The 19,904-nt window shown below is 72.9% G+C and carries 22 protein-coding genes; 10 read left to right on the top strand and 12 right to left on the bottom strand.

Annotated features, from left to right (window positions below):
• Positions 1-72 precede the first annotated feature (72 nt).
• The gene (locus ABT299_RS35000; protein WP_500253336.1) at positions 73-774 is read left to right on the top strand and encodes a DUF5919 domain-containing protein; all 702 of its coding nucleotides are present in this window, start codon (positions 73-75) and stop codon (positions 772-774) included.
• A 410-nt stretch (positions 775-1,184) separates the two neighbouring features.
• On the opposite strand, the gene ABT299_RS34995 is transcribed toward ABT299_RS35000, so the two are convergent.
• Positions 1,185-1,580, bottom strand: a complete 396-nt coding sequence (locus tag ABT299_RS34995) for a hypothetical protein (RefSeq protein ID WP_500253335.1) — start codon at positions 1,578-1,580, stop codon at positions 1,185-1,187.
• A gap of 627 nt (positions 1,581-2,207) precedes the next feature.
• Here ABT299_RS34995 and ABT299_RS34990 point away from each other — a divergent pair.
• Entirely contained in the window at positions 2,208-2,504 is a 297-nt protein-coding gene (locus ABT299_RS34990) for a hypothetical protein (protein ID WP_500253334.1), read from the top strand.
• A gap of 220 nt (positions 2,505-2,724) precedes the next feature.
• Here the strand turns inward: ABT299_RS34990 and fahA are convergent, their stop codons facing one another.
• From fahA to ABT299_RS34970, 4 genes are all read right to left on the bottom strand, one after another.
• Positions 2,725-3,945, bottom strand: coding sequence for a fumarylacetoacetase (gene fahA / locus ABT299_RS34985; RefSeq protein WP_500253333.1), 1,221 nt, complete (start codon positions 3,943-3,945; stop codon positions 2,725-2,727).
• A gap of 93 nt (positions 3,946-4,038) precedes the next feature.
• Positions 4,039-5,517 carry a hypothetical protein gene (locus ABT299_RS34980; RefSeq protein ID WP_500253332.1) on the bottom strand — a complete coding sequence of 493 codons (1,479 nt, stop codon included), beginning with the start codon at positions 5,515-5,517 and terminating at the stop codon, positions 4,039-4,041.
• Positions 5,518-5,689: 172 nt separating this feature from the next.
• Complete coding sequence (gene ispF / locus ABT299_RS34975) at positions 5,690-6,160, bottom strand: 2-C-methyl-D-erythritol 2,4-cyclodiphosphate synthase (protein WP_500253331.1); 471 nt, start codon at positions 6,158-6,160, stop codon at positions 5,690-5,692.
• Between the two features lie 22 nt (positions 6,161-6,182).
• Positions 6,183-6,665 carry a CarD family transcriptional regulator gene (locus tag ABT299_RS34970; protein WP_067459337.1) on the bottom strand — a complete coding sequence of 161 codons (483 nt, stop codon included), beginning with the start codon at positions 6,663-6,665 and terminating at the stop codon, positions 6,183-6,185.
• A gap of 362 nt (positions 6,666-7,027) precedes the next feature.
• Here ABT299_RS34970 and ABT299_RS34965 point away from each other — a divergent pair, with 362 nt between their 5' ends.
• Together ABT299_RS34965 and ABT299_RS34960 are read left to right on the top strand one after the other, a co-directional pair.
• Positions 7,028-7,786 (top strand): hypothetical protein, encoded by a 759-nt coding sequence (locus ABT299_RS34965; protein WP_500253330.1) that lies wholly within the window; start codon positions 7,028-7,030, stop codon positions 7,784-7,786.
• Between the two features lie 125 nt (positions 7,787-7,911).
• Positions 7,912-8,835, top strand: a complete 924-nt coding sequence (locus tag ABT299_RS34960) for a copper chaperone PCu(A)C (protein WP_500253329.1) — start codon at positions 7,912-7,914, stop codon at positions 8,833-8,835.
• Between the two features lie 78 nt (positions 8,836-8,913).
• Here ABT299_RS34960 and ABT299_RS34955 read toward each other — a convergent pair whose 3' ends face one another.
• Both ABT299_RS34955 and ABT299_RS34950 read right to left on the bottom strand, forming a co-directional pair.
• Positions 8,914-9,585, bottom strand: coding sequence for a winged helix-turn-helix domain-containing protein (locus ABT299_RS34955; RefSeq protein WP_486303378.1), 672 nt, complete (start codon positions 9,583-9,585; stop codon positions 8,914-8,916).
• 5 nt (positions 9,586-9,590) lie between these two features.
• Entirely contained in the window at positions 9,591-10,793 is a 1,203-nt protein-coding gene (locus tag ABT299_RS34950; RefSeq protein WP_190860809.1) for an ATP-binding protein, read from the bottom strand.
• Positions 10,794-10,973: 180 nt separating this feature from the next.
• Between ABT299_RS34950 and phoU the strand changes: the two genes are divergently transcribed.
• Positions 10,974-11,636, top strand: a complete 663-nt coding sequence (gene phoU, locus ABT299_RS34945) for a phosphate signaling complex protein PhoU (RefSeq protein ID WP_190860811.1) — start codon at positions 10,974-10,976, stop codon at positions 11,634-11,636.
• A gap of 42 nt (positions 11,637-11,678) precedes the next feature.
• On the opposite strand, the gene ABT299_RS34940 is transcribed toward phoU, so the two are convergent.
• Positions 11,679-12,293 (bottom strand): TetR/AcrR family transcriptional regulator, encoded by a 615-nt coding sequence (locus ABT299_RS34940; protein ID WP_190860813.1) that lies wholly within the window; start codon positions 12,291-12,293, stop codon positions 11,679-11,681.
• Between the two features lie 107 nt (positions 12,294-12,400).
• Between ABT299_RS34940 and ABT299_RS34935 the strand changes: the two genes are divergently transcribed.
• Positions 12,401-13,396: a hypothetical protein gene (locus ABT299_RS34935; protein ID WP_387029424.1), complete on the top strand. Its 996-nt coding sequence runs from the start codon at positions 12,401-12,403 to the stop codon at positions 13,394-13,396.
• 45 nt (positions 13,397-13,441) lie between these two features.
• Here ABT299_RS34935 and ABT299_RS34930 read toward each other — a convergent pair whose 3' ends face one another.
• On the bottom strand, positions 13,442-13,843 hold the full coding sequence (locus ABT299_RS34930; protein WP_387029422.1) for a carboxymuconolactone decarboxylase family protein: 402 nt from the start codon (positions 13,841-13,843) through the stop codon (positions 13,442-13,444).
• A 106-nt stretch (positions 13,844-13,949) separates the two neighbouring features.
• Between ABT299_RS34930 and ABT299_RS34925 the strand changes: the two genes are divergently transcribed.
• The gene (locus ABT299_RS34925; RefSeq protein WP_500253328.1) at positions 13,950-14,828 is read left to right on the top strand and encodes a LysR family transcriptional regulator; all 879 of its coding nucleotides are present in this window, start codon (positions 13,950-13,952) and stop codon (positions 14,826-14,828) included.
• Between the two features lie 74 nt (positions 14,829-14,902).
• On the opposite strand, the gene ABT299_RS34920 is transcribed toward ABT299_RS34925, so the two are convergent.
• The gene (locus tag ABT299_RS34920) at positions 14,903-15,334 is read right to left on the bottom strand and encodes a MarR family winged helix-turn-helix transcriptional regulator (protein WP_500253327.1); all 432 of its coding nucleotides are present in this window, start codon (positions 15,332-15,334) and stop codon (positions 14,903-14,905) included.
• An 80-nt stretch (positions 15,335-15,414) separates the two neighbouring features.
• On the opposite strand from ABT299_RS34920, the gene ABT299_RS34915 reads away from it, so the two are divergent.
• Complete coding sequence (locus ABT299_RS34915) at positions 15,415-16,596, top strand: MFS transporter (RefSeq protein WP_347256870.1); 1,182 nt, start codon at positions 15,415-15,417, stop codon at positions 16,594-16,596.
• A 195-nt stretch (positions 16,597-16,791) separates the two neighbouring features.
• Positions 16,792-18,027: an MFS transporter gene (locus ABT299_RS34910; protein ID WP_500253326.1), complete on the top strand. Its 1,236-nt coding sequence runs from the start codon at positions 16,792-16,794 to the stop codon at positions 18,025-18,027.
• A 33-nt stretch (positions 18,028-18,060) separates the two neighbouring features.
• Here ABT299_RS34910 and ABT299_RS34905 read toward each other — a convergent pair whose 3' ends face one another.
• Positions 18,061-18,450 (bottom strand): VOC family protein, encoded by a 390-nt coding sequence (locus ABT299_RS34905; RefSeq protein ID WP_387029413.1) that lies wholly within the window; start codon positions 18,448-18,450, stop codon positions 18,061-18,063.
• Between the two features lie 152 nt (positions 18,451-18,602).
• Here ABT299_RS34905 and ABT299_RS34900 point away from each other — a divergent pair, with 152 nt between their 5' ends.
• Positions 18,603-19,049: a hypothetical protein gene (locus tag ABT299_RS34900; RefSeq protein ID WP_500253325.1), complete on the top strand. Its 447-nt coding sequence runs from the start codon at positions 18,603-18,605 to the stop codon at positions 19,047-19,049.
• A 34-nt stretch (positions 19,050-19,083) separates the two neighbouring features.
• Here ABT299_RS34900 and ABT299_RS34895 read toward each other — a convergent pair whose 3' ends face one another.
• Entirely contained in the window at positions 19,084-19,902 is an 819-nt protein-coding gene (locus ABT299_RS34895; protein WP_500253324.1) for a phosphoglyceromutase, read from the bottom strand.
• Between the last annotated feature and the right edge of the window lie 2 nt (positions 19,903-19,904).

Below are 19,904 nucleotides of genomic sequence, written 5' to 3'. Positions count from 1 at the left end.
AAACTCGTCCGATACGTCCCAGGGGGCGCTGTGACCAACCTGTCTCTACGCCGCGCAATGGCGGATGCGAGAATGAATGAGCAGGACCTTGCAGAAGCCTGCCGAGTGGACGCCAAGACGGTGGCCCGCTGGGTAGCCGATGAGGCGCGAGTGCCTCACCCCCGGCATCGATGGGCTGTCGTCGAGGCTCTGGGAGTTGATGAGGCCGTGCTCTGGCCCGACACCGTACGCAAGAACATCAAGACTGGCGCAGATCGTGAGATCGTCGCCGTGTACCCATATCGCTCAGCGTGCCCCAAATCAGTGTGGCGCGAGCTGATCACGAAGGCGAAGAGTGAACTGACCTTTGCGGGTTACACCAACTACTTCCTGTGGCTCGAACTGCCCAACCTTCGGACGGTTCTACGCAAGAAGGCGGAGGAGGGATGCGCAGTCCGCTTCCTCGTCGGTGATCCAGACAGCGAGGTCACTCGCCGCAGGGAGGAGTTGGAAGCCGTCCCGCTGACCGTCAGCACCCGTATCCGGATCACCCTGGACGAACTAGCCAAGCTCAAGGACGTGTCCGGCATCGAGACTCGGCATGGTGACGAGCACATCGCCATGAGCATCTTCGTCTTCGACGATCAGATGCTCGTCACTCCTCACCTGGCACGTCTCGTCGGTCACGACTCGCCCATGCTTCATCTCCGGCGGCAGCAGGCGGACGGGCTGTACGACCGCTTCGCCAACCACGTCAGCCAGCTTTGGGAACTTGCCCGCCAGTCGAACGACTGACCAAGGACGCAGGGACGAGCCGCTGTGTGAGGGTTTTCCCTACTAGGTCAAGGCGCGCGCCGTTGCGGCGCGCGCCTTCGCGCATGGTCGGCCGATGGACGCGGCTTCGGGGCCGCTCGGGTGACGCTGACCGCCGGAGCAGTACCCGGCGGATCGGGCGATCACCGGCGCCCGGACGGGCACGAGACCGAGCGGGGCCCCTACCCCACTCGGCTCGGCCCTCAGACGCCGTGACGCCCTCCCGCCGACCTGTCCGCCGTCACGCGCACCCAGCGCACCCCCGGCGCGCTCCCATCGGCGAGCCGCGCGAAGTTCCGCGACCGGCAGCCGCGCTTTGTCCCGATCAGGCTCAGCCCACCGCGCAGGGCACGGCCGCCGGCTGCTCGCCATCGCGCGGGCAACGGCCCAGCTCACTGGCCATGCCGAACCGGTGCCGCCCCCGGAGCCGACGCCGCCCGCTCGACCAGGCCCAGCCGCAACAGCGCCGAGCGTACCGCGCCCCGACTACGCCCGAAGTGCCGCACCAGATCGGCAGTCGGTACGCCCCGCGCGTGCAGCTCCCGGAGCCTGGCGTCTTCCTCCGCGCTCCAGGGCTTGCCGTGGTTGGGATGCTTGGCGCGCAGCCTCGCCAGCCGACCGCCGCCCGTCTCCTCGCCTTCCAACGTCCGCACCGATTCGGCCCGCACGTTGAGCACCTGCTGACCGCCGTTCAGCAACACGATCTGATCGGCTTCCACCGTCATCTCCGTGACCGTCACCGAGTCGAACCGCTGCGGACCGTCGAACACCACCCGCATCTGAGCCATGCGCACCCCTGTCCCCGCGTGCAACCAGCCCCCCGACCAGACCGGGTGATACCCGCTCGCACCACTCGGCAAGCCGCATCCCACACCCGAGGCCCGCTCTACGCCCCAGCAGGCGAACTAGGTGCCGCTTTTTTGGTTCCCAACCAACCCCGACCCCCACCCCTTACACGGACCCGCCTCCGGCGTAGGGCTCTACCCATAAGAGATGTGCGACCCTGCCAGCGCGCTAAGCCGTCTCGTCGCAGACTGGTGTGTGTGAGACTTCCCCCTACTACCTGTTGAACGCTGAGGGCGTGCGCGCGGACGGGCACGACCTTGACCGGGGACCCCTCCGGCGGGCCGCCCCCGGCCTGATGCGGGCAGCCCCAGAGGCAGCCCGGAGCCGCGCGAGGCTAGCAGCCCGCCGCCCCGGTCAAGCCCGCACCCGCCCGCCAAGGTGACCGCCCGCCGCACCGGCCCCAGCACCGCCACGCCCGCCCGTGCCGCTGGACCGGCAGCCGCCACCACCTTACGCACCCACCGCCCAGCGCCAAGGGCGGCCGCCGGCACGCTCCCCACCGCGACCGCTTGGCACCCAACCCCGCGCCGCGCCATCCTGGAGCCGCAGCGCGAGGAGGGGACGACCCGATGAGCGAAGACTTGGCCGCCGTCATCGCCGACCAGCTAAAGCGAACCGGCCAGACCGGCACCGTCTACCACTCACCCGACGAACGCGACCGCCTACGCGCCGCCGGACGCCAAGCCGGACGAATGCTCAACCGGCCCGTCCGCACGTTCGACACCGCCGCCCGGCATCCACGCTGCGACACCGACCAATGCGGAACCGTGCGGGTCGTCCTCACCGATTGGGGCACCAACCCACTAGAGCGCCAGCTCACCCAGACCCGCGCCAACAAGGCCATAGACCGCGCACTCAGCGAGTGACCAGCGCGAACCGGCACGGGCCATGGCCCGCACATGGCCCGTGAACAGCGAGCACCAGCGGCAACCAGCACGCCCCAGTGAGACAAGATCAACACGCCCGCCACCACGGTGCCACCAAACCCCCAGGTCAACGCGCATCCCCCCACGTGAACGGGGCGGCACCCGATCTCTCGGATACCGCCCCGCCTAGGCGCCGGTTTTTCTGTGGATAACCGGGCCGTCAGGTCAGTGCCGGATGCACCGTGCCAACGACCTCCCCCAGCGAGATGACCGACCCCGACGCGCCCGGGGCCGTCGCCCGGATCGTCACCGTGTCGCCGTCCTCCAGGAACGTCCGCTTCGTCCCGTCGCCGAGGTCCACCGGCTCGCGGCCGTTCCAGCCGAGCTCCAGCAGGCAGCCGCGCTGGCCGCGCTCCGGCCCCGACACCGTCCCGGACGCGAACAGGTCGCCCGTGCGCAGCGGCGCGCCGTTCACCGTGGCGTGCGCGAGCTGCTGCGGCGCCGTCCAGTACATCCCGGCGAACGGCGGCTCGGACACGACCTGCCCGTTGATCAGGACCTCGAGCCGCAGGTCCAGCCCCCACGGCTCGGCGCAGCGCAGGTAGCCGAGCGGCGCCGGGTCCTGGACGGGCGGGTCCACCCGCGCGTGCTCCAGCGCGGCCACCGGCACCACCCACGGGGAGATCGACGTCGCGAACGACTTGCTGAGGAACGGCCCGAGCGGCTGCGACTCCCACGCCTGGAGGTCGCGCGCGCTCCAGTCGTTGACCAGCAGGAACCCGAACACGTGATCGCGGAAGGCACCGGTCGGCACGCCCCGTCCCGGCATCGACGGGACGCCCGCGACGAACCCGACCTCCGCCTCGAAGTCCAGCCGCAGCGACGGCCCGTACGACGGCTCCGGCTCGCTGACCCCGGTCATGCGCTGCCCGGACGGCCGGACGATCGGCGTGCCCGACGGGTACACCGTCCCGGCGCGGCCGTGGTAGCCGACCGGCAGCCGCTTCCAGTTCGGCTTGAGCGGCTCGCCCTGCGGCCGGAAGATCCTCCCGACGTTGGCCGCGTGGTGCTCGGACGAGTAGAAGTCCACGTAGTCGGCGACCTCGATCGGGCGCAGCACCTCCACGTCCGCCAGCGGGATCAGGTGCGGTTCCACCCGCGGACGGTGCGCCGCGTCCGTCAGCAGGTCGGTGAGGCGGGCGCGGTTGGCCTGCCAGGCGGCGCGCCCCGCCACCATGAACGCGTTGAGCGAACCGGACGCGAAGTAGTGCCGGTCCTCCACCAGCCCGGCGGCCGACAGCCCCGCGAGGTCGAGAACGTACGCGCCGATCGCCACGCCCACGCGCGGCATCTCCCCGGGACGCGAGAACACGCCGTACGGGAGGTTCTCGATGCCGAAGCCGTCGTCCTCGTCCAGCTCCACCCACGAAACCGTTGTCATGGAGACATATCTTCCCCGGTGTCCCGCGTTCTGACCGGCTTCGAGCGCCCCTCATCCGGCCCCGCCCGCACGGGACGCGCCCGGGGCCGCGGCTCACTCCACGGGAGGCGTGGGACCGCTGCGGAAGTTGCCGGACGGCGGCGGGTTCCAGTCCCAGATGCGACCCTCCCCGGGCTCCCGCTCGTCCTCCGGGCTGGGCGACGGGTGCGGGACACGCGGGACCGGCGGGGCGTCGCCGCCGTCGCCCGCGTCCGGGTCCTCGGCCCGGTCGGCGGGCGGGCCGTCCTGCTCCTCCGCGCCGTCGTCGTGGGCGGCGGGCTCGGCGCCGTCGGTGGCGGGCGCTGCACCGCCGGCCTCGGCGTCGGCGCCGTCGTCGTGGGCGGCGCCCTCCGCACCGGGAACGACGATGTCGGGACGGGTCGTCCGCGCCTTCTCGCCGGGCTCGGGGCCATCGGCGTCGCGGCCCCTGACCAGTTCGACGTCGGTGGGCAGCAGCGCGGGCGCCGGCCGGGGCTCGGGCAGCGGGTCGAGCGGAGGGGACGGCTCGCGCTCATACTCCTCCGCGTAGTCGACGTCGTAGTCCTGCTCGTCGTCGGCTTCGCCGTAGCCCTCGCGCGCCACGCCGTAGCCCTCGGACGCCACGCCGTAGCCCTCGGACGCCACGCCGTAGCCCTCGGGCGCCACGCCGTAGCCTTCACGCGCGACGGCGCGCGCCCCCGCGTAGTCGTCCTCGCGGGTCACCTCACGGCCGTGCGCGTACTCGTCATCGTCATCGTGCCCGCGCGCGCCCGCGTAGTCGTCCTCGCGGGTCACGTCGTGCCGGGACACCGGCTCGTCATCGTGGTCGAGGTCGGGCCGGTGACCGTGCGGCACCTCGTAACCGTGGTCGCGTGCCACCTCGTACTCGTGGACGGTGGCGTGGTCGAACTCGTGCTCGGGTTCGGACGAGGCGACGGGCAGCAGGTCCAGCGGACGGAGGCGCGGCTCGTACTCGCGCTCCTCCTCGTAGGAGTGCTCCTCGGCCGCCGGCGCCTCCAGCGCGGCGGGCGGCTCCAGGGCGGGGAGCACCTTGACGTGGCCGCGCTGCGCCTCGACGGGCCCGGGCTCGTCCGCGGCGGGGCGGGACACCCGGATCTGCTTGATCATCGTCAGCCACAGCCAGACCGCGATCACCAGCATCACGTGCGGCGCCACGGCCACGCCCGCGCGGACGGAGTCGCGCGGCAGCGAGTCGAATCCCCACACGGCGTGCTGGACGGCGGCAGCGGCGGCCCCGGCCACCAGGAGCAGCAGCAGCGCCCACCGCAGGAGCCTGCTCCACCAGCGGGCGTTCCGCGCGACCACCAGCGCGAGGATCGTCATGGCGGTGAGCGCGTCGGCCATCACCGGATAGACCGGCGCCCACCGGCGGCTCGCCCGTCCGGCCAGCGCGAGCTCGCGCAGGACGGGATAGGTCAGCACGTAGGCGCCGGCCGCCAGCGCGACGACGACGAGGCCGGCGGTCGCGGTGAGCAGCCGCCGCTGGGCAGGGCTGTAGCGGGGGCCGCCGGGGCGCGTGGGATCAGATGGCATGACTCTCGTTCCGGGGTGAACGCCTTGCGGGGTGGGCCTTCAAGGCGACCCTAGCCAGCCCGGACGCCGCTCACCCGCATCTTCGCCGCGATGATCCAGGACGGCGCGCCTTAAGCCCGGAGAAGCCCGCTTTGCGGCCGCGATGCGGCGGGAAGATCGGGAGGCGGGAAGATCAGGAGGTGGGAACGACCAGGGCGGTGGCCATGGCGGCCAGCCCCTCACCGCGGCCGGTCATGCCGAGGCCGTCCGTGGTGGTGGCGGAGACGCTCACGGGGGCGCCGCCCAGCGCCTCGCCGAGGACCTTCTCCGCTTCGGCGCGGCGCTTGCCGATCTTGGGCCGGTTGCCGACGACCTGGACGGCGACGTTCCCGATGGCGAAGCCGGCGTCGGCGGCCAGGCGGGCGACCTCGCGCAGCAGGTCGACCCCGGACGCCCCGGCCCAGCGCGGGTCGGCGGTGCCGAAGACGGCGCCGAGATCACCGAGACCGCAAGCCGACAGCAGGGCGTCGCACGCGGCGTGCGCGGCGACGTCGCCGTCGGAGTGCCCGGCCAGGCCGTGGCCCTCCCCGGGCCATTCGAGTCCCGCGACCCAGAGGGGGCGCGGCTCCGACGAGAACGGGTGGACGTCGGTACCGACGCCCACCCGTGGAATCCGCGCGTTCAACTCAGCTGGCCAGGACCTCGTCGAGCAGGGCCTCGGCCTTGTCCTCGTTGGTCTTCTCGGCGAGCGCGAGCTCGCTGACCAGGATCTGGCGCGCCTTGGCGAGCATGCGCTTCTCGCCCGCCGACAGGCCGCGCTCCTTGTCGCGCCGCCAGAGGTCGCGAACGACCTCGGCGACCTTGTTCACATCGCCGGAGGCGAGCTTCTCGAGATTCGCCTTGTACCGGCGCGACCAGTTGGTGGGCTCCTCGGTGTAGGGTGCGCGAAGCACCTCGAACACCTTCTCCAGACCCTCCTGGCCGACGACGTCCCGGACGCCCACGTCCTCGACGTTCTCGACCGGAACCTGCACTGTCAGGTCGCCCTTGTCGACCTTCAAGACCAGATAGGTCTTTTCCTCACCTTTGATGGTGCGAGTCTCGATGGCCTCGATCCGAGCAGCCCCATGGTGGGGGTAGACGACGGTGTCGCCGACCTGGAAAGTCATGTGACAAGTACCCCTTCCGCTACGACCAGGGTAGCACGGAAACCAGCGTGGCTGAACCGGCCTTCCTGACATATCCGCAGGTCAAGCCGCATATTGGGGTATTGACAAAGCTCTTTAATGGTGCATCACGCACCTGTTCCCCGCACTCAGCGTGACCGGAGCACCACCAGTCTCCCCCCGGAACGCCCTTACCGCCAACCCCCCTCGCGATACAAGCGTCCCCGCTGCCGATCGGGCGGACGCGCCCCATACTGGAGGTGAACATGCCGCCCCGGGCGGGTACGAAGCGGCCGGAAGGGACCGAAACGGGCAGTGGCGGACGGCGAGGCGGTGCCGGCGAGCGACGGCGAGGGAGGTGCGGCGTGAGGCCCGACGGCGACCCCGACCCCGATGACTACGGGCTCCCGCACGTCGACGTCGTCGTGCCCGATGACGCCCGCGAGCTGGACCGCGACGTGCTCGCCTACCGCCGCGAGGAGCGCCGCCGCCGGCGCCGCAGGCGGCTGCGCCGGGTCGCCCGCCCGGTCACCCGGTTCGGCGTCGCCATCCCGATCATCGCCGGGGCGCTGCTGGTCGCGCTGATCAGCGGGGCGCTGATGACGGCGTTCGGGCCGCGCCCGGCGCCCCGTCCGAAGGGCGTCGCGCTGGCCCCGAGCCCGGCCGCCGCGCCGGGCGAGATCGGCGGGCTGCTGCCGGCCGGGGCGGTGGACGTGGTGAACCGCGACAAGAACACCCGGGACCTGCGCGACCTGCGGCCCGCGGTGTTCGGCATCGTGCCGCCCGGCGCGGAGTGCCCGGGCGTCGTCGCCGCGCTGGCGGGCAGCGCGCACGAGTACGGGGTCCGGTTCATGCTGGTCGCCGATCCGCGGCCGGCGGCGGGCCGGCAGCCGGTCCCGCTCAAGGACATCAAGGCGTGCGCGGGCACGGCCCACGACGGCACGGCGGAGATCCTGGAGGACTCGAAGGCCCTGCTGGCGGGCGCCTACGCCCCGGCGCCGACGGCGGGGTCCGCGCTCACCGCCGTGTTCGTCCAGCCGGACGGCGTCGTCAAGAACGTCGTGGCGGGCGCGACCCCCGGCCCGGATCTCGCGCAGAAGGTCAAATCGCTGAGATACGGCTGACATTTTCCGTCCGTGTCGCCACCCCGGATCAGGGTTCGGGCAGGGACCTCGCTACGCTTCCCCTGGCGTATCTCACGCCACCTGGAACCTTCAACACCCCTTTTTTTCGCGAGGAGACCGACGCCGTGATCCGAAACAGCCGTCGAGTGGTCGCGCTCGCCGTCGCGGGCGCCGTCGCGATCGCACCGGTGATCTCCGGCTGCGGCGCCGGCGAGGAACCTCAGACCTCCGCTCCCACCCAGCTGACGGAAGGCGTCAACACGTCCGTCCCGTCGAACCAGCCGGCGGCGGCGCAGATCGCCGTGCGCAACCTGTTCGTGCTGGGGCCGAAGCCGGGCCAGACGCTGCCGGCGGGCGGCGCCGCGCCGCTGTACGCGACGATCGTCAACCAGGTGAAGGGCCGTCCGGACAAGCTGATCTCGGTGAGCTCGCCGGCCTTCTCGCAGGTGAAGCTGCAGGGCGGCGGCGTCGTGATCCCGGCCGCCGCACCGTCCGGCGTGGGCGGCGCGGTGAAGCTGATCGGGCAGACGATCGCTCCGGCCGCGCCCGCGAGCGAGAGTCCGTCGCCGAAGAAGGGCAAGAAGTCGCCGGGCGCCACCGAGACCCCGGGCGCCACCGAGACGCCGGGCGCGACCGGCACCCCTGTCAAGCCGAGCCCGACGGGCCCGGGCCAGGTGCCGAGCGGGAACCCGTCGCGCACGTCCAGCACCACGCCGTCGGCGCCCCCGCAGGGCGCCACCGTGCCGTCGCCGGCCACCGGCACGGGCCCGCTGGTCGTGCTGACCGGCGCGGCGCAGCAGCTGCTCGGCGGCGAGCAGATCATGGTGACGCTGCGGTTCGAGCAGGCCGGCTCCGTGCAGGTCCAGGTGCCGGTGATCCCGCAGCAGGGCGAGTACGAGACCTACCCGGCCGCGCCGGGGACCGAGGCGACGCCGACCGGCGGCGCGTCCCCGTCCCCGACCGTGTCCGGCGGTTCCGGCACGGGCGGCACGACGCCGACCCCCACCGGCTCGGCCACTCCGACGCCCGCCGGCTCGCCCACCCCGTAAGGCCCCGGACCCGGCCCCATCTCGAACGACGGAACGGCCCGTACGGCACTCGCGCCGTACGGGCCGTTCTCGTTCCGATCAGGGCTCGAACTTATAGCCGAGGCCGCGGACGGTGACGATGTAGCGCGGCGAGGACGGGGTCGCCTCGATCTTGGCGCGCAGGCGCTTGATGTGGACGTCCAGGGTCTTGGTGTCGCCGACGTAGTCGGCGCCCCAGACGCGGTCGATCAGCTGCATGCGGGTCAGGACGCGGCCCGCGTTGCGGAGCAGCACCTCCAGCAGCTCGAACTCCTTCAGAGGGAGCTGGACCGGGGCGCCGCCGACGCTGACCACGTGCCGTTCCACGTCCATCCGGACCGGCCCGGCCTCCAGGGTGGCCGGGGCCAGCTCCTCGACCTCGCCCTGGCGGCGCAGCACCGCGCGCATGCGGGCGATCAGCTCGCGGGTGGAGAACGGCTTGGTGACGTAGTCGTCGGCGCCGAGCTCCAGGCCGACGACCTTGTCGACCTCGCTGTCCTTGGCGGTGAGCATGATCACCGGCACGCTGGACCTGGTGCGCAGCTCCCGGCAGACCTCGGTGCCCGGGAGGCCGGGCAGCATCAGGTCGAGCAGCACGAGGTCGGCACCGTTGCGCTCGAAGATGTCCAGCGCGTCGGGCCCGGTGGCCGCGACCGCGACCTCGAAGCCCTCCTTGCGCAGGTTGTACGACAGTGCGTCGCTGAACGACTCCTCGTCTTCAACGACGAGCACGCGGGTCACGGTGTTGCCTCCCGGGCGTTTTCCATTGCTGCCCTCTCGACGGGCCTGACTGCGGGGATGGGCGGGTCGAGGAGCGGGAGCCGGAGCGTGAACGTCGATCCGGACCCCTCCTTGCTCCATACCGTCACCTCGCCGCCGTGCTTGGTGGTGACGTGCTTGACGATGGCCAGGCCGAGGCCGGTGCCGCCGGTCTGGCGCGAGCGGGCCGGGTCGACCCGGTAGAACCGCTCGAAGATCCGCTCGATCTCCGCCTCCGGGATGCCGATGCCCTGGTCCGTGACGTTGATCTCGACGTACCGGTCGTCGCACCGGCGGGCGGACACGACGACCCGGGTGTGCTCGGGGCTGTAGGCGACGGCGTTGTCGATGAGGTTGCGCAGCGCGGTGATCAGCAGTTCCTCGTCGCCGCGCACCCGCAGGCCCTCCTGCCCGCCGGCGGCCAGCTCGATGTCCTTGCTGGACGCCTTGATCGAGCAGCGGTCGATGGCCTCGGCGGTGATCTCGTCGAGCCGGACGGGCCGCAGCTCGGGCAGCGGCTCGTCGCCCTGGATGCGGGACAGGGTCATCAGGTCCTGGACGAGGTTGGTCAGCCGGACCGACTCGTACTGCATGCGCCCGGCGAAGCGGCGGACGGCCTCGGGGTCGTCGGCGGCGCCCTCGACGGTCTCGGCGAGCAGCGAGAGGGCGCCGACGGGGGTCTTCAGCTCGTGGCTGACGTTGGCGACGAAGTCGCGGCGGATGGCCTCGGTGCGGCGCATCTCGGTGAGGTCCTCGGCGAGGACGAGGACGAGGCCGTGGGAGCCGAGCGGCGCGACGCGGACCGCGAACCAGCGCCCTTCGGCGCGGCCGCGGCGGCGGGTCTCGCCGACTTGGATCTCCGTCTCGCGGATCTCGCCGTCGCGGCGGACGAGCCGGGCCATCACGAGCAGCTCGTCGATGACGAGGCGCTCGCCGCTGACCATGCCGAACGCGCGGGCGGCCGAGCTGGCCCGCAGCACCCGGTCTTCGGCGTCCAGCACGACGGCCGAGGACCGCAGGACGCTGAGCACCGAGGCGACGCCCGGTGGCACGCCTCCGGCAGGCGCCGCCAGGGACGCCGTCCGCTGGGCTCGCTCGCTCACGCGCACCGCCAATCCAGTCGCGAGCCCGATCGCGAGCCCGGCAAGCCCGGTCAGGCTCGCGACGATTTCGACCTCCACACCACGGATCGTAAGCGGCGTTTCGAGGCCCGCCGCCCGGCGGGCCGCCGGAACGGCGTCTCGTTCCCCGAAAGTTCACCTTCTTATACGCGAGGGTTCATGCTGGTCGGGCAGGCTGTTGCGTGGGCGAGTCCGCCCAGAATGACCGTCTTTCACCCCCTTTGCCCCAAGGAATCCCAATTGCGTGACGCGTATCACGAGGAGCTCGACTCCCTCTCCGACAAGCTGGTGGAGATGACCCGCCTCGTCCGCTCCGCGATGGCGCGCGCGGTCACCGCGCTGCTGGACGCGGACCTGCGGCTGTCGGAGGAGGTCATCAGCGGGGACGAGCACGTGAACAAGATCGACGCGGAGATCGAGGAGACGGTCTTCGACCTGATGGCCCGGCAGCAGCCGGTCGCCGGCGACCTGCGCACCCTGATCACCGCGCTGCGGATGAGCGGCGACCTGGAGCGGATGGGCGACCTCGCGGTGCACATCGCCAAGACCGCCCGCCGCCGCCACCCCGAGTCGGCGGTCCCGCCCGAGCTGCAGGCCACCGTGCTGGAGATGGGCCAGATCGCCGAGCGGATGATCGCCAAGACGGGCAGCGTGATCGCGTCGCAGGACGTCGAGATGGGCCTGGAGCTCGACGCCGACGACGACCAGATGGACCGCCTGCACCGCCGCCTGTTCGACATCCTGCTGTCCCCGAAGTGGAAGCACGGCGTCGAGCCCGCCGTCGACATCACGCTCGCCGGCCGCTACTTCGAGCGCTTCGCCGACCACGCCGTCCACGTCGCGGAGAACGTCGTCTACCTGGTCACCGGGCAGCGCCCCGCGGAGATCACCGACCTCCCCTGACCCGGTCGGCGCGCGCTCGCCCGCCCCGCGGCGCGCGGCGGTTCAGACGACGGGCCGGGCGACGAGGGCGGCGTTGGCGAGCGCCCTGATGCCCCGCTTCAGGTCCTGCGGCGCGACATCGCCGATCAGGAGCCGCTGCAGCAGGTATCCGGGCATGATCGCGAAGAGGGTCTTGCTCGCGGCCTCGACGTCGGTCCCGGCCGGCAGCCGCCCCTCGCCGACGAGCCGCCGCAGGTAGGCCCCCCAGATCTCGCGCAGCCCGGCGAACGACCGGGTGAGGTGGTCGGCGAGGTCCGCGTCGTACATGGCGAGGGCCCAGGCCTGCGGGGCGAGCCGGACGGGCCCGTCCTCGCCGGACAGGCCGGTGAGCTTCTCGGCGAGCGCATCGAAGATCTCGTCGAGCGGGAGCAGCCGGTCGCCGGTGGTGAGGTCGACCAGGAACGCCTGAAGGTCGCCGACCACGGCCATGAGGTTGGCGGCGACGATCTCGTTCTTGCTCTTGAAGTACCGGTAGACGGCCCCGGCCGACAGCCCGGACTCGGCGAAGATGTCCTGCATGGACGTCTCGTGGACGCCCTTGCGGACGAAGCACCGGCGCGCGGCGTCCAGGATCTGGCGGCGGCGGCGTTCGAGGTGCTCCTCGCTGACTCGCGGCATGGCGCCAATCTAAAACGAACGTTCGTTTCTTGACAAGCCGGACGGGGCGGTGCGACGCTTTCCGGGAGCTAAAAAGAACGGACATTCGCTTTTCTTGAGGAGCGGGCATGAAGTCCTCCCCCGCCGTGCGCGCCCTGGGCGTCGCCGCCGGCGCCGCACTGCTGCAGCTCGTCATGATCACCGCGTTCGCGTGGCCGGCCGCCCACCTCGCGCCCCGCCGCGTCCCCATCGTCGTCGCCGGTCCCGCGGCCGGACCGGTCGCCGAGCGGCTGGCGGACGCCCGGCCCGGCGCCTTCGCCATCTCGACCCGCCCGGACGAGGCGTCGGCGCGCAAGGCCCTCACCGACCGCGACGCCTACGGCGCGATCATCGCCACGCCGTCCGGGACGCAGGTGCTCACCGCCTCCGCGGCCTCCCCGGCGGTCGCGCAGCAGCTCGACGCACTGGCCCAGCGGTTCGCCCCGAAGCGGGACGCGGCGGCGGGGGCGGTGCCCGCCGTCCGGGACGTCGTCGCCGCCGACCCCGACGACCCGCGCGGCACCGGGTTCGGCGGCATGGCGCTCCCGCTGATCATGTCGTCGATCGCCGCGGCCGCGCTGCTGACCTTCGCGGTCCGCCGGGTGTCCTGGCGGTCCGCCGGCGTGCTGCTGTTCGCGCTGCTCGGCGGGCTCGGCTCGGCGGCGCTCGCGCAGTCCTGGATGTCGCTGCTGCCCGGCCCCTACCTCGCCATCGCCGGCGTCATGGCGGTCACCATCGCCGCCGTCACCGGTACCGTCGCCGGGCTGGCGTCCCTCGGACGGGCCGGGCTCGGCGTCGGCGCCTTCGTCTTCCTGCTGGTCGGCAACCCGCTGTCCGCCGCGACCTCGGCCCCCGAGCTGCTGCCCCGGCCGTGGGGCGAGATCGGCCAGTACCTCCCGCCCGGCGCGAGCGCGACCCTGCTGCGCTCGGCCGCCTTCTTCGACGGCGCCGGCGCCGCCCGCCCGATCGCGGTGCTCGCCGGCTGGACGGTCCTCGGGGCGGCCCTCCTCGCGCTCGGCGCCCGGCGCGGCCGCGCCGGGCGGGCCGCCACCGCCGACCGCGCCCCGGAGCCGGCGCTCACCTGACCCCCTGCCCTTCCGGGAGGCGCTCCCCGGAAGGGCCCGCCGCGTTCACGACAGGTTGCTGATCGGCAGCAGGCCGCGCTCGCCGAACACCTTCTTGGCGACGAGCGTCGCGTTGAGGGACCGGGGTATCCCCGCGTAGACGGACGTGTGCAGCAGCGCCTCGGCGACCTCCATGGCGGTCAGGCCGACGTTCAGCGCGGCGTTGATGTGCACCTCCAGCTCGATCTCGCAGCCGCCCAGCGCCGCCAGCACGCCGAGCGTGACGAGCTGGCGGTCGCGGGCGGGCAGCTCCGGCCGGGCGTACATGTCGCCGAACGCCCACGCGACGACCTGGTGGCCCAGCTCGGGCGAGACGTCGGCGAGCGAGTCGACGACCCGCTGCCCGGCCTCCCCGTCGACCTGCTCCAGGACCTTCATTCCGTACCGGTAGCGCTCTTCGCGGTTCATCTCGTCCTCCTTGAAGCGGTTGCGATGACTAGATCGTGGCCCAGGAAACCGCTTCGGGTGCCTATGAGGCATGTGGAGATATACTTCCCATGCTCAGGAGGCATGGATGGACTTGCGGATGCTCGGTTACATCGTCGCGATTGCGGAGGAGGGCTCGATCAGCGGCGCCGCCCGCCGCCTGCGGCTGACCCAGCCGACCCTCAGCCGGCAGCTGCGCGAGCTGGAACGCCGCCTCGGCACCGAGCTGTTCGTCCGCGAAGGGCGCGGCCTCACTCCGACCGCCGCCGGAAAAGCGCTGGTGAAGCGCGCTTCGGTGGTGCTGGCGGAGGCGGAGGCGGCACTGGAGGACGTCCGGCTCGCCGCGCAGGGCCTCGCCGGGCGCGTGACGGTGACGTTCGCCGGGTCCGGGATCAACGGGCCGCTCGGCGGCGCGCTCGGCCGGCTCCGCCGCGAGCTCCCCCGCGTCGACCTGCGGCTGGAGGAGAGCTTCAACGACGCCGAGATGTCCGACGGCGTGCTCGACGGGCGGTTCGACCTCGCCGTCCAGCGGCTCCCGTCCCGCGACGCGCGGCTCGCCACCCGGCCGTGGTGGAACCAGCCGCTCACCCTGTTCCTGCCGTCCGCGCACCCGCTCGCGCACGCGCCGGGCCCCGCGCCGCTGAGCGCGCTCGGCCGCATCCCGCTCGTGGTGTGGCCGCGCGAGGCGTCACCGCACTCCCACGACGAGATCCTCGCGCTGTGCGACCAGGCGGGCGTCGTCCCCCGCATCGGCGCGAGCGCCCGCAGCGTGCAGACCGTCCTCGCCCTGGTCGCGGCCGGTTTCGGCGGCGCGGTGATGCCGGACTCGCACCGCGCGCTGCGCCGCGTCGGCGTGACGCCCCGCCTGCTCGCCGGCACGAACACGACCCTCTATCTCGTCTGGCGCGCCGACGAGACCGACCCGCTCGTCCACCGCTTCCGGGACACCCTCGCCGACCTCGCCTGACCCGCACCGACCTCCCCTGACCCGCACCGTTCGGCGAGCGGCGCGGGTTCACGCCGGGCGCGGGCCGCGGGTGCTCAGTCGTCGGCCAGCAGGTCGCGGAGCAGGTCGCGCAGGGCCTCCTGCTTGTCGTCGGCCAGCGCGGCCAGCGGGGAGTGCGCGCCGAGGCGGTCGAGGACGCCGGCGCGGGCCCGCTCGCCCGCCGGGGTGAGGACGATCTCCTTGGCGCGCCGGTCGGTGGGGTGGGGGCGGCGCTCGATCAGGTCCTGCGCTTCGAGCCGGTCGAGGACGAACGTCGCGTTGGACGCCTCGCACGCCATCCGGACGGCCAGCTCGCGCGCCGTGATCGGCTCCGACAGCTCGCGGAGCGCGACGACCTGGGACGCGGTCATGCCGACGTCCTCGGCGACGCGCCGCACGTGGACGTCGAGCCGCTGCACGAACCGGTGGACGAGCTTGCACACGTCCCGGTCGATGTCGTCCGCCGCCGGCGCGGGCTGCTGGGCCATGCCGGAAGTCTACCCGACCTGATTCGAGTCATGATAATGATAGTTCGAACTATACGAGTTCGAACTACATGGAGCTGCGCGTGCCCCTCCCCCTGCTGTCCCTGATGCTGGTGGTCTTCGGCCTCACCACCGGCGAGTTCGTGATCGCGGGCATCCTGCCCGACGTGGCCGCCGGGCTCGCGGTGCCGGTGCCCGCCGCCGGCCGGCTGGTCACCGCCTACGCGCTCGGCATGATCGTCGGCGGTCCGGTCGTCACCGCGCTGACGGCGCGGCTGCCCCGCCGCCCCCTCGTCGCCGGGCTCGTGACCGTGTCCGTGCTCGCCAACCTCGGCTCCGCGGCGGCGCCCGGCTACGGGCTGCTGCTGGCCGCCCGGTTCGCCGCCGGGCTCGTCGTCGCGACGTTCTTCGCCGTCGCCATCGCCACCGCCGTCTCCACGGCCGCCGAGGGGAGGCAGGCCTCGGCCGTCGCGAAGGTCGCCCTCGGGATGAACCTCGGCATCGTCCTCGGCACCCCGCTCGGCACGCTCGTCGGCCAGCACCTCGGCTGGCGCGCCGCGTTCGTGGCCGTCGCCGCCGTCACCCTCGCCGGCCTGCTGATGGTGCTGCGGTTCGTCCCCGCGATCCCGGCCCCCGCCGGCTCGGTCCGCGGCGAGCTGCGCGTCTTCGCGGGCCGCGACGTCCGGCTCGCCATCGCGCTCACGGCCGTCGGCAACGTGGGCGTCGTGACCGTCTTCTCCTACATCGCACCGCTGCTCACCGGAGTCAGCGGCTTCGGCGAAGGCGCCGTGCCCGCCTTGCTGCTGGTGTACGGGGCGGGCGCGGTCGCGGGGAACTTCCTCGGCGGCCGGCTCGCGGACAGGGCCCTGATGCCGTCGCTGGCCGGCCTGCTCGCCGCGCTGGCGGCCGTGCTCGTGCTGTTCTGGGCCGCCGGGGGCGTGCGGCTCCTCGCCGTCCCGCTGGTCTTCGTCCTTGGGGTGCTCGCCTTCGCGATCATCCCGGGCATGCAGACCCGCGTGCTGAGCGCCGCGGGCGCCGCGCCTACGCTGGCCGTCGCGGTCAACGCCTCGGGCTTCCAGGTCGCCGCCGCGTTCGCGGGCTGGCTCGGCGGCGCCGTCATCGACCACGGTCCCGGCGCCCGCTCGCTGTACCTGGTCGGCGCGGCCCTCACCGTCGCGGGCCTGGGCATCGCGCTCGCCATCCTGCGCCGTGACCGCCGCATGTCCGCCGACCCCGAACGCCCCCTGGAGCAGGTCGGCTCCTGAGTCCGAGGGTCACTCCAGGGCGGTCGGCCTGATCGCCGCCATCGTCGACCAGGCCATCCCCCGCCTCGAACCCGGCCTCGCCCTGTGGCCCCCGAAGCCGCCCTGGAGACCCCGGCCCTCGCCCTGTAGGGTCCGCCTCGGCCCCGTCCGCAGGATCCGCCCCGCGATCCCCCACGCCCGGGAGGGCGATCGCGCATGGCACTGAGGAACATGCTGCTCGACGTCGCGCCGCTGCGCGCGTCGCCCGCCTTCCGGCGGCTGTGGGCAGGGCAGACGCTCTCCGGTTTCGGCGGGCAGATGACGCTCGTCGCCGTGATGTTCCAGGTCTGGCAGGCGACGCGGAGCACCACCTGGACCGGCGCGGTCGGCCTGGCGCAGGCGGTTCCGCTCGTCGCGCTCGGGCTCTTCGCGGGATCGCTCGTCGACCGCGTGGACCGCCGGAGGTTCTACCTGCTCACGACGGCCGGGCAGACGGCGTGCTCGCTCGCCCTCGCACTCCAGGGCCTCCTCGGGCACCTCCCGCCGGCCGGGGTCCTCGGGGTGGTCGCGGCGCAGTCCTGCTTCGCCGCGGGCGGCGGGCCCGCCTCGCGCGCCTTCATCCCGCGGCTGCTGCCGAAGGGGCAGGTGGCCGCCGGACTGGCGCTGCGGCGGATCGCCTTCCAGGGCGCCATGCTGGTCGGGCCCGCGCTGGGCGGGCTGATCGTGGGCGGCCTCGGCGTCGGCGGCTGCTACCTGATCGACGCGCTCACCTTCGCCGCCGCGCTCTACGGCGCGTTCGGCCTGCCGCCGATGCCTCCGGGCGGCGAGCCCGCGCGTCCCGGGCTGCGCGGGGTGCTGGACGGCCTGGCGTTCCTCGTCCGGACCCCGGTGATCCGCGGGGCCCTGCTCACCGACCTGGCCGTCACCGTGCTGTCGATGCCGGTCAGCCTGTTCCCGCTGATCAACGCGGAGCGGTTCGGCGACGACCCGCGCACGCTCGGGCTGTTCCTCACCGCGATCGCGGCGGGCGGCGTCGCCGCGTCGCTGCTCTCCGGCACCTTCACCCGGCTCCCCCATCCGGGCCGGGTCATGCTCGCCGGCTCCGCCGGCTGGGGCGCCGCGCTCGTGCTGTTCGGCCTGGCCCCGGACCCGTGGACGGGCCTCGCCTGCCTGGTCCTGGCGGGCGCCGCCGACACCGTCTCCGTGGTGTCGCGGGGCACCGTCGTCCAGCTCGGCACCCCGGCCGAGCTCCTCGGCCGGGTCGGCGCCGCCGAGCAGATCGTCGGGCAGGCCGGTCCCGACCTCGGCAACCTGCGCGCCGGGCTGGTCGCGGACGCCACGTCCGGCACCGCGGCCGCCGTCAGCGGCGGACTGCTCTGCCTCGGCGCCGTCGCCGCCGTGGCGGCCGCCACGCCGCCCCTCCGCCGGCGCTCCGCGTCCCCGGCGCGGTAACGGTCGGCACGGCCGCGCTCAGCACGGCCACGCTCAACGCGGCGCGGGCTCCACCCTTCGGCGGAGCAGGCAGAACTCGTTGCCCTCCGGGTCGGCGAGGACGTGCCAGGACTCCTCGCCCGTCTGCCCCACGTCGGCGGTCCGCGCGCCGAGGTCGAACAGCCGCTGGAGCTCCTCGTCCTGGTCGCGGTCGGTCGCGTTCACGTCGAGATGAAGGGGCAGCTTGCCGCGCTTCGGTTCGTCGCTGCGGCTGAGGACCAGCCTGAGGTCGCCCTCGCCCAGCCCGGTTCCGGCGGGCCCGATCTCGATGTCGCCGTTGTCATCGCGCTCCAGGACGGCGTAGTCGAGCACCGCGCACCAGAACTCGGCGAGGGTCTCGGGGTCCCGGCAGTCGATGACCAGCTCGGTGATGCGGCATGCCATCGCGCCACAGTACCCCGTTAACGATCATGAGCGGGGAGCGGGGAAGGCGCCGCCGGGACGGCGGCGCGGCCGGGGACGGCGGCGGGGACGCGGCCAGGGGCGGTCGTTACGGGAGGCTTATCACGAAAGGCCCGTTCTGCGATCATCAAAGGGTGAGCGCTGGTGCGACGTGGAGCATCGTCGGCGTCCTGATGGCCGCCACCCTGTTGGCCTTCGTGACGCGCTCCCGGGTCATCGGCCGGCTCTGGGGACCGGTCTTCCGCATCGCGCACGGCACCGCGTCCGCCGCCCTGCTGTCGCTCCTGCTCTACCTCGCGTGCATGGCGATCCACGGCCTCGTGCAATACGCCGTGCACGCGGCCTTCGGCGGATGGCTCGCGACCACGTTGACCCTGGTGGGGACCTTCGCGTACACACCGGTGGCGCTGGTGCCGCTGCCCGACCGGGACTGGGAGCCCTTCGGGGACCTGCGCCGCGAACTGGAGAAGGCCGGAGCGACCTTCCCGCAGGCGCGGGCGTCCGCCTGGGTGACCGGGCCCCTGTCGTTCCTCGGGCTCGGCGCCGTGCTCGGACCGCTCTTCGTCGAGTTCGGGTCGTGAGGGGCCGCCGTCGCCGGCGGCCCCTCGCGGCGGTCTACTTCTTGCGGCCCCGCCGGGCCTTCGGCGCGTCCTTCTTCGGCTCAGCCTTCTTCGGCGCGGCGGGCTTCTTGCCGCCGCCCTGGTTCTTGACGGCCTCGATGGCGGCCTTCGCGGCGGCCGGGTCGAGGTACTCGCCGCCGCGCTTGAGCGGGGCGAAGTCGTCGTCCAGCTCGTAGACGAGCGGGATCCCGGTCGGGATGTTCAGGCCGACGATCTGGTCGTCGGAGACGTCGTCCAGGTGCTTGACCAGGGCGCGCAGCGAGTTGCCGTGCGCGGCGACCAGGACGGTCTTGCCGGCGGCGAGGTCCGGGACGATCGAGTCGTACCAGTACGGCAGCAGCCGGTCCACGACGTCGGCGAGGCACTCCGACCGCGGGATCAGCTCGGACGGCAGCTCCGCGTAGCGCAGGTCGTTCACCTGGGACAGCGGGTCGTCGTCCTTGATGGGCGGCGGCGGGGTGTCGTAGGACCGGCGCCAGGTCATGAACTGCTCTTCGCCGAACTCCTCGCGCGTCTGCGCCTTGTTCTTGCCCTGGAGGGCGCCGTAGTGGCGCTCGTTGAGCCGCCAGGAGCGCTTGACCGGGATCCACAGCAGGTCCGCGACGTCCAGCGCGATGTTGGCGGTGCGGATGGCCCGCTTCAGCAGGGAGGTGTGCACCACGTCGGGCGTGATGTCGGCGTCGAGCAGCAGGTCGCCGCCGCGGGTCGCCTCGCTCTCGCCCTTCGTGGACAGGTCGACGTCCACCCAGCCGGTGAACAGGTCTTCCGCGTTCCAGACGCTTTCGCCATGCCGGAGCAATACCAGGGTCGCCATGG

The organism is Spirillospora sp. NPDC000708 (assembly GCF_040299565.1).
Lineage (GTDB): Bacteria > Actinomycetota > Actinomycetes > Streptosporangiales > Streptosporangiaceae > Spirillospora.
The sequence above is the reverse complement of the archived record's forward strand: the minus strand, read 5'-3'. Positions and strand labels throughout refer to the sequence as shown.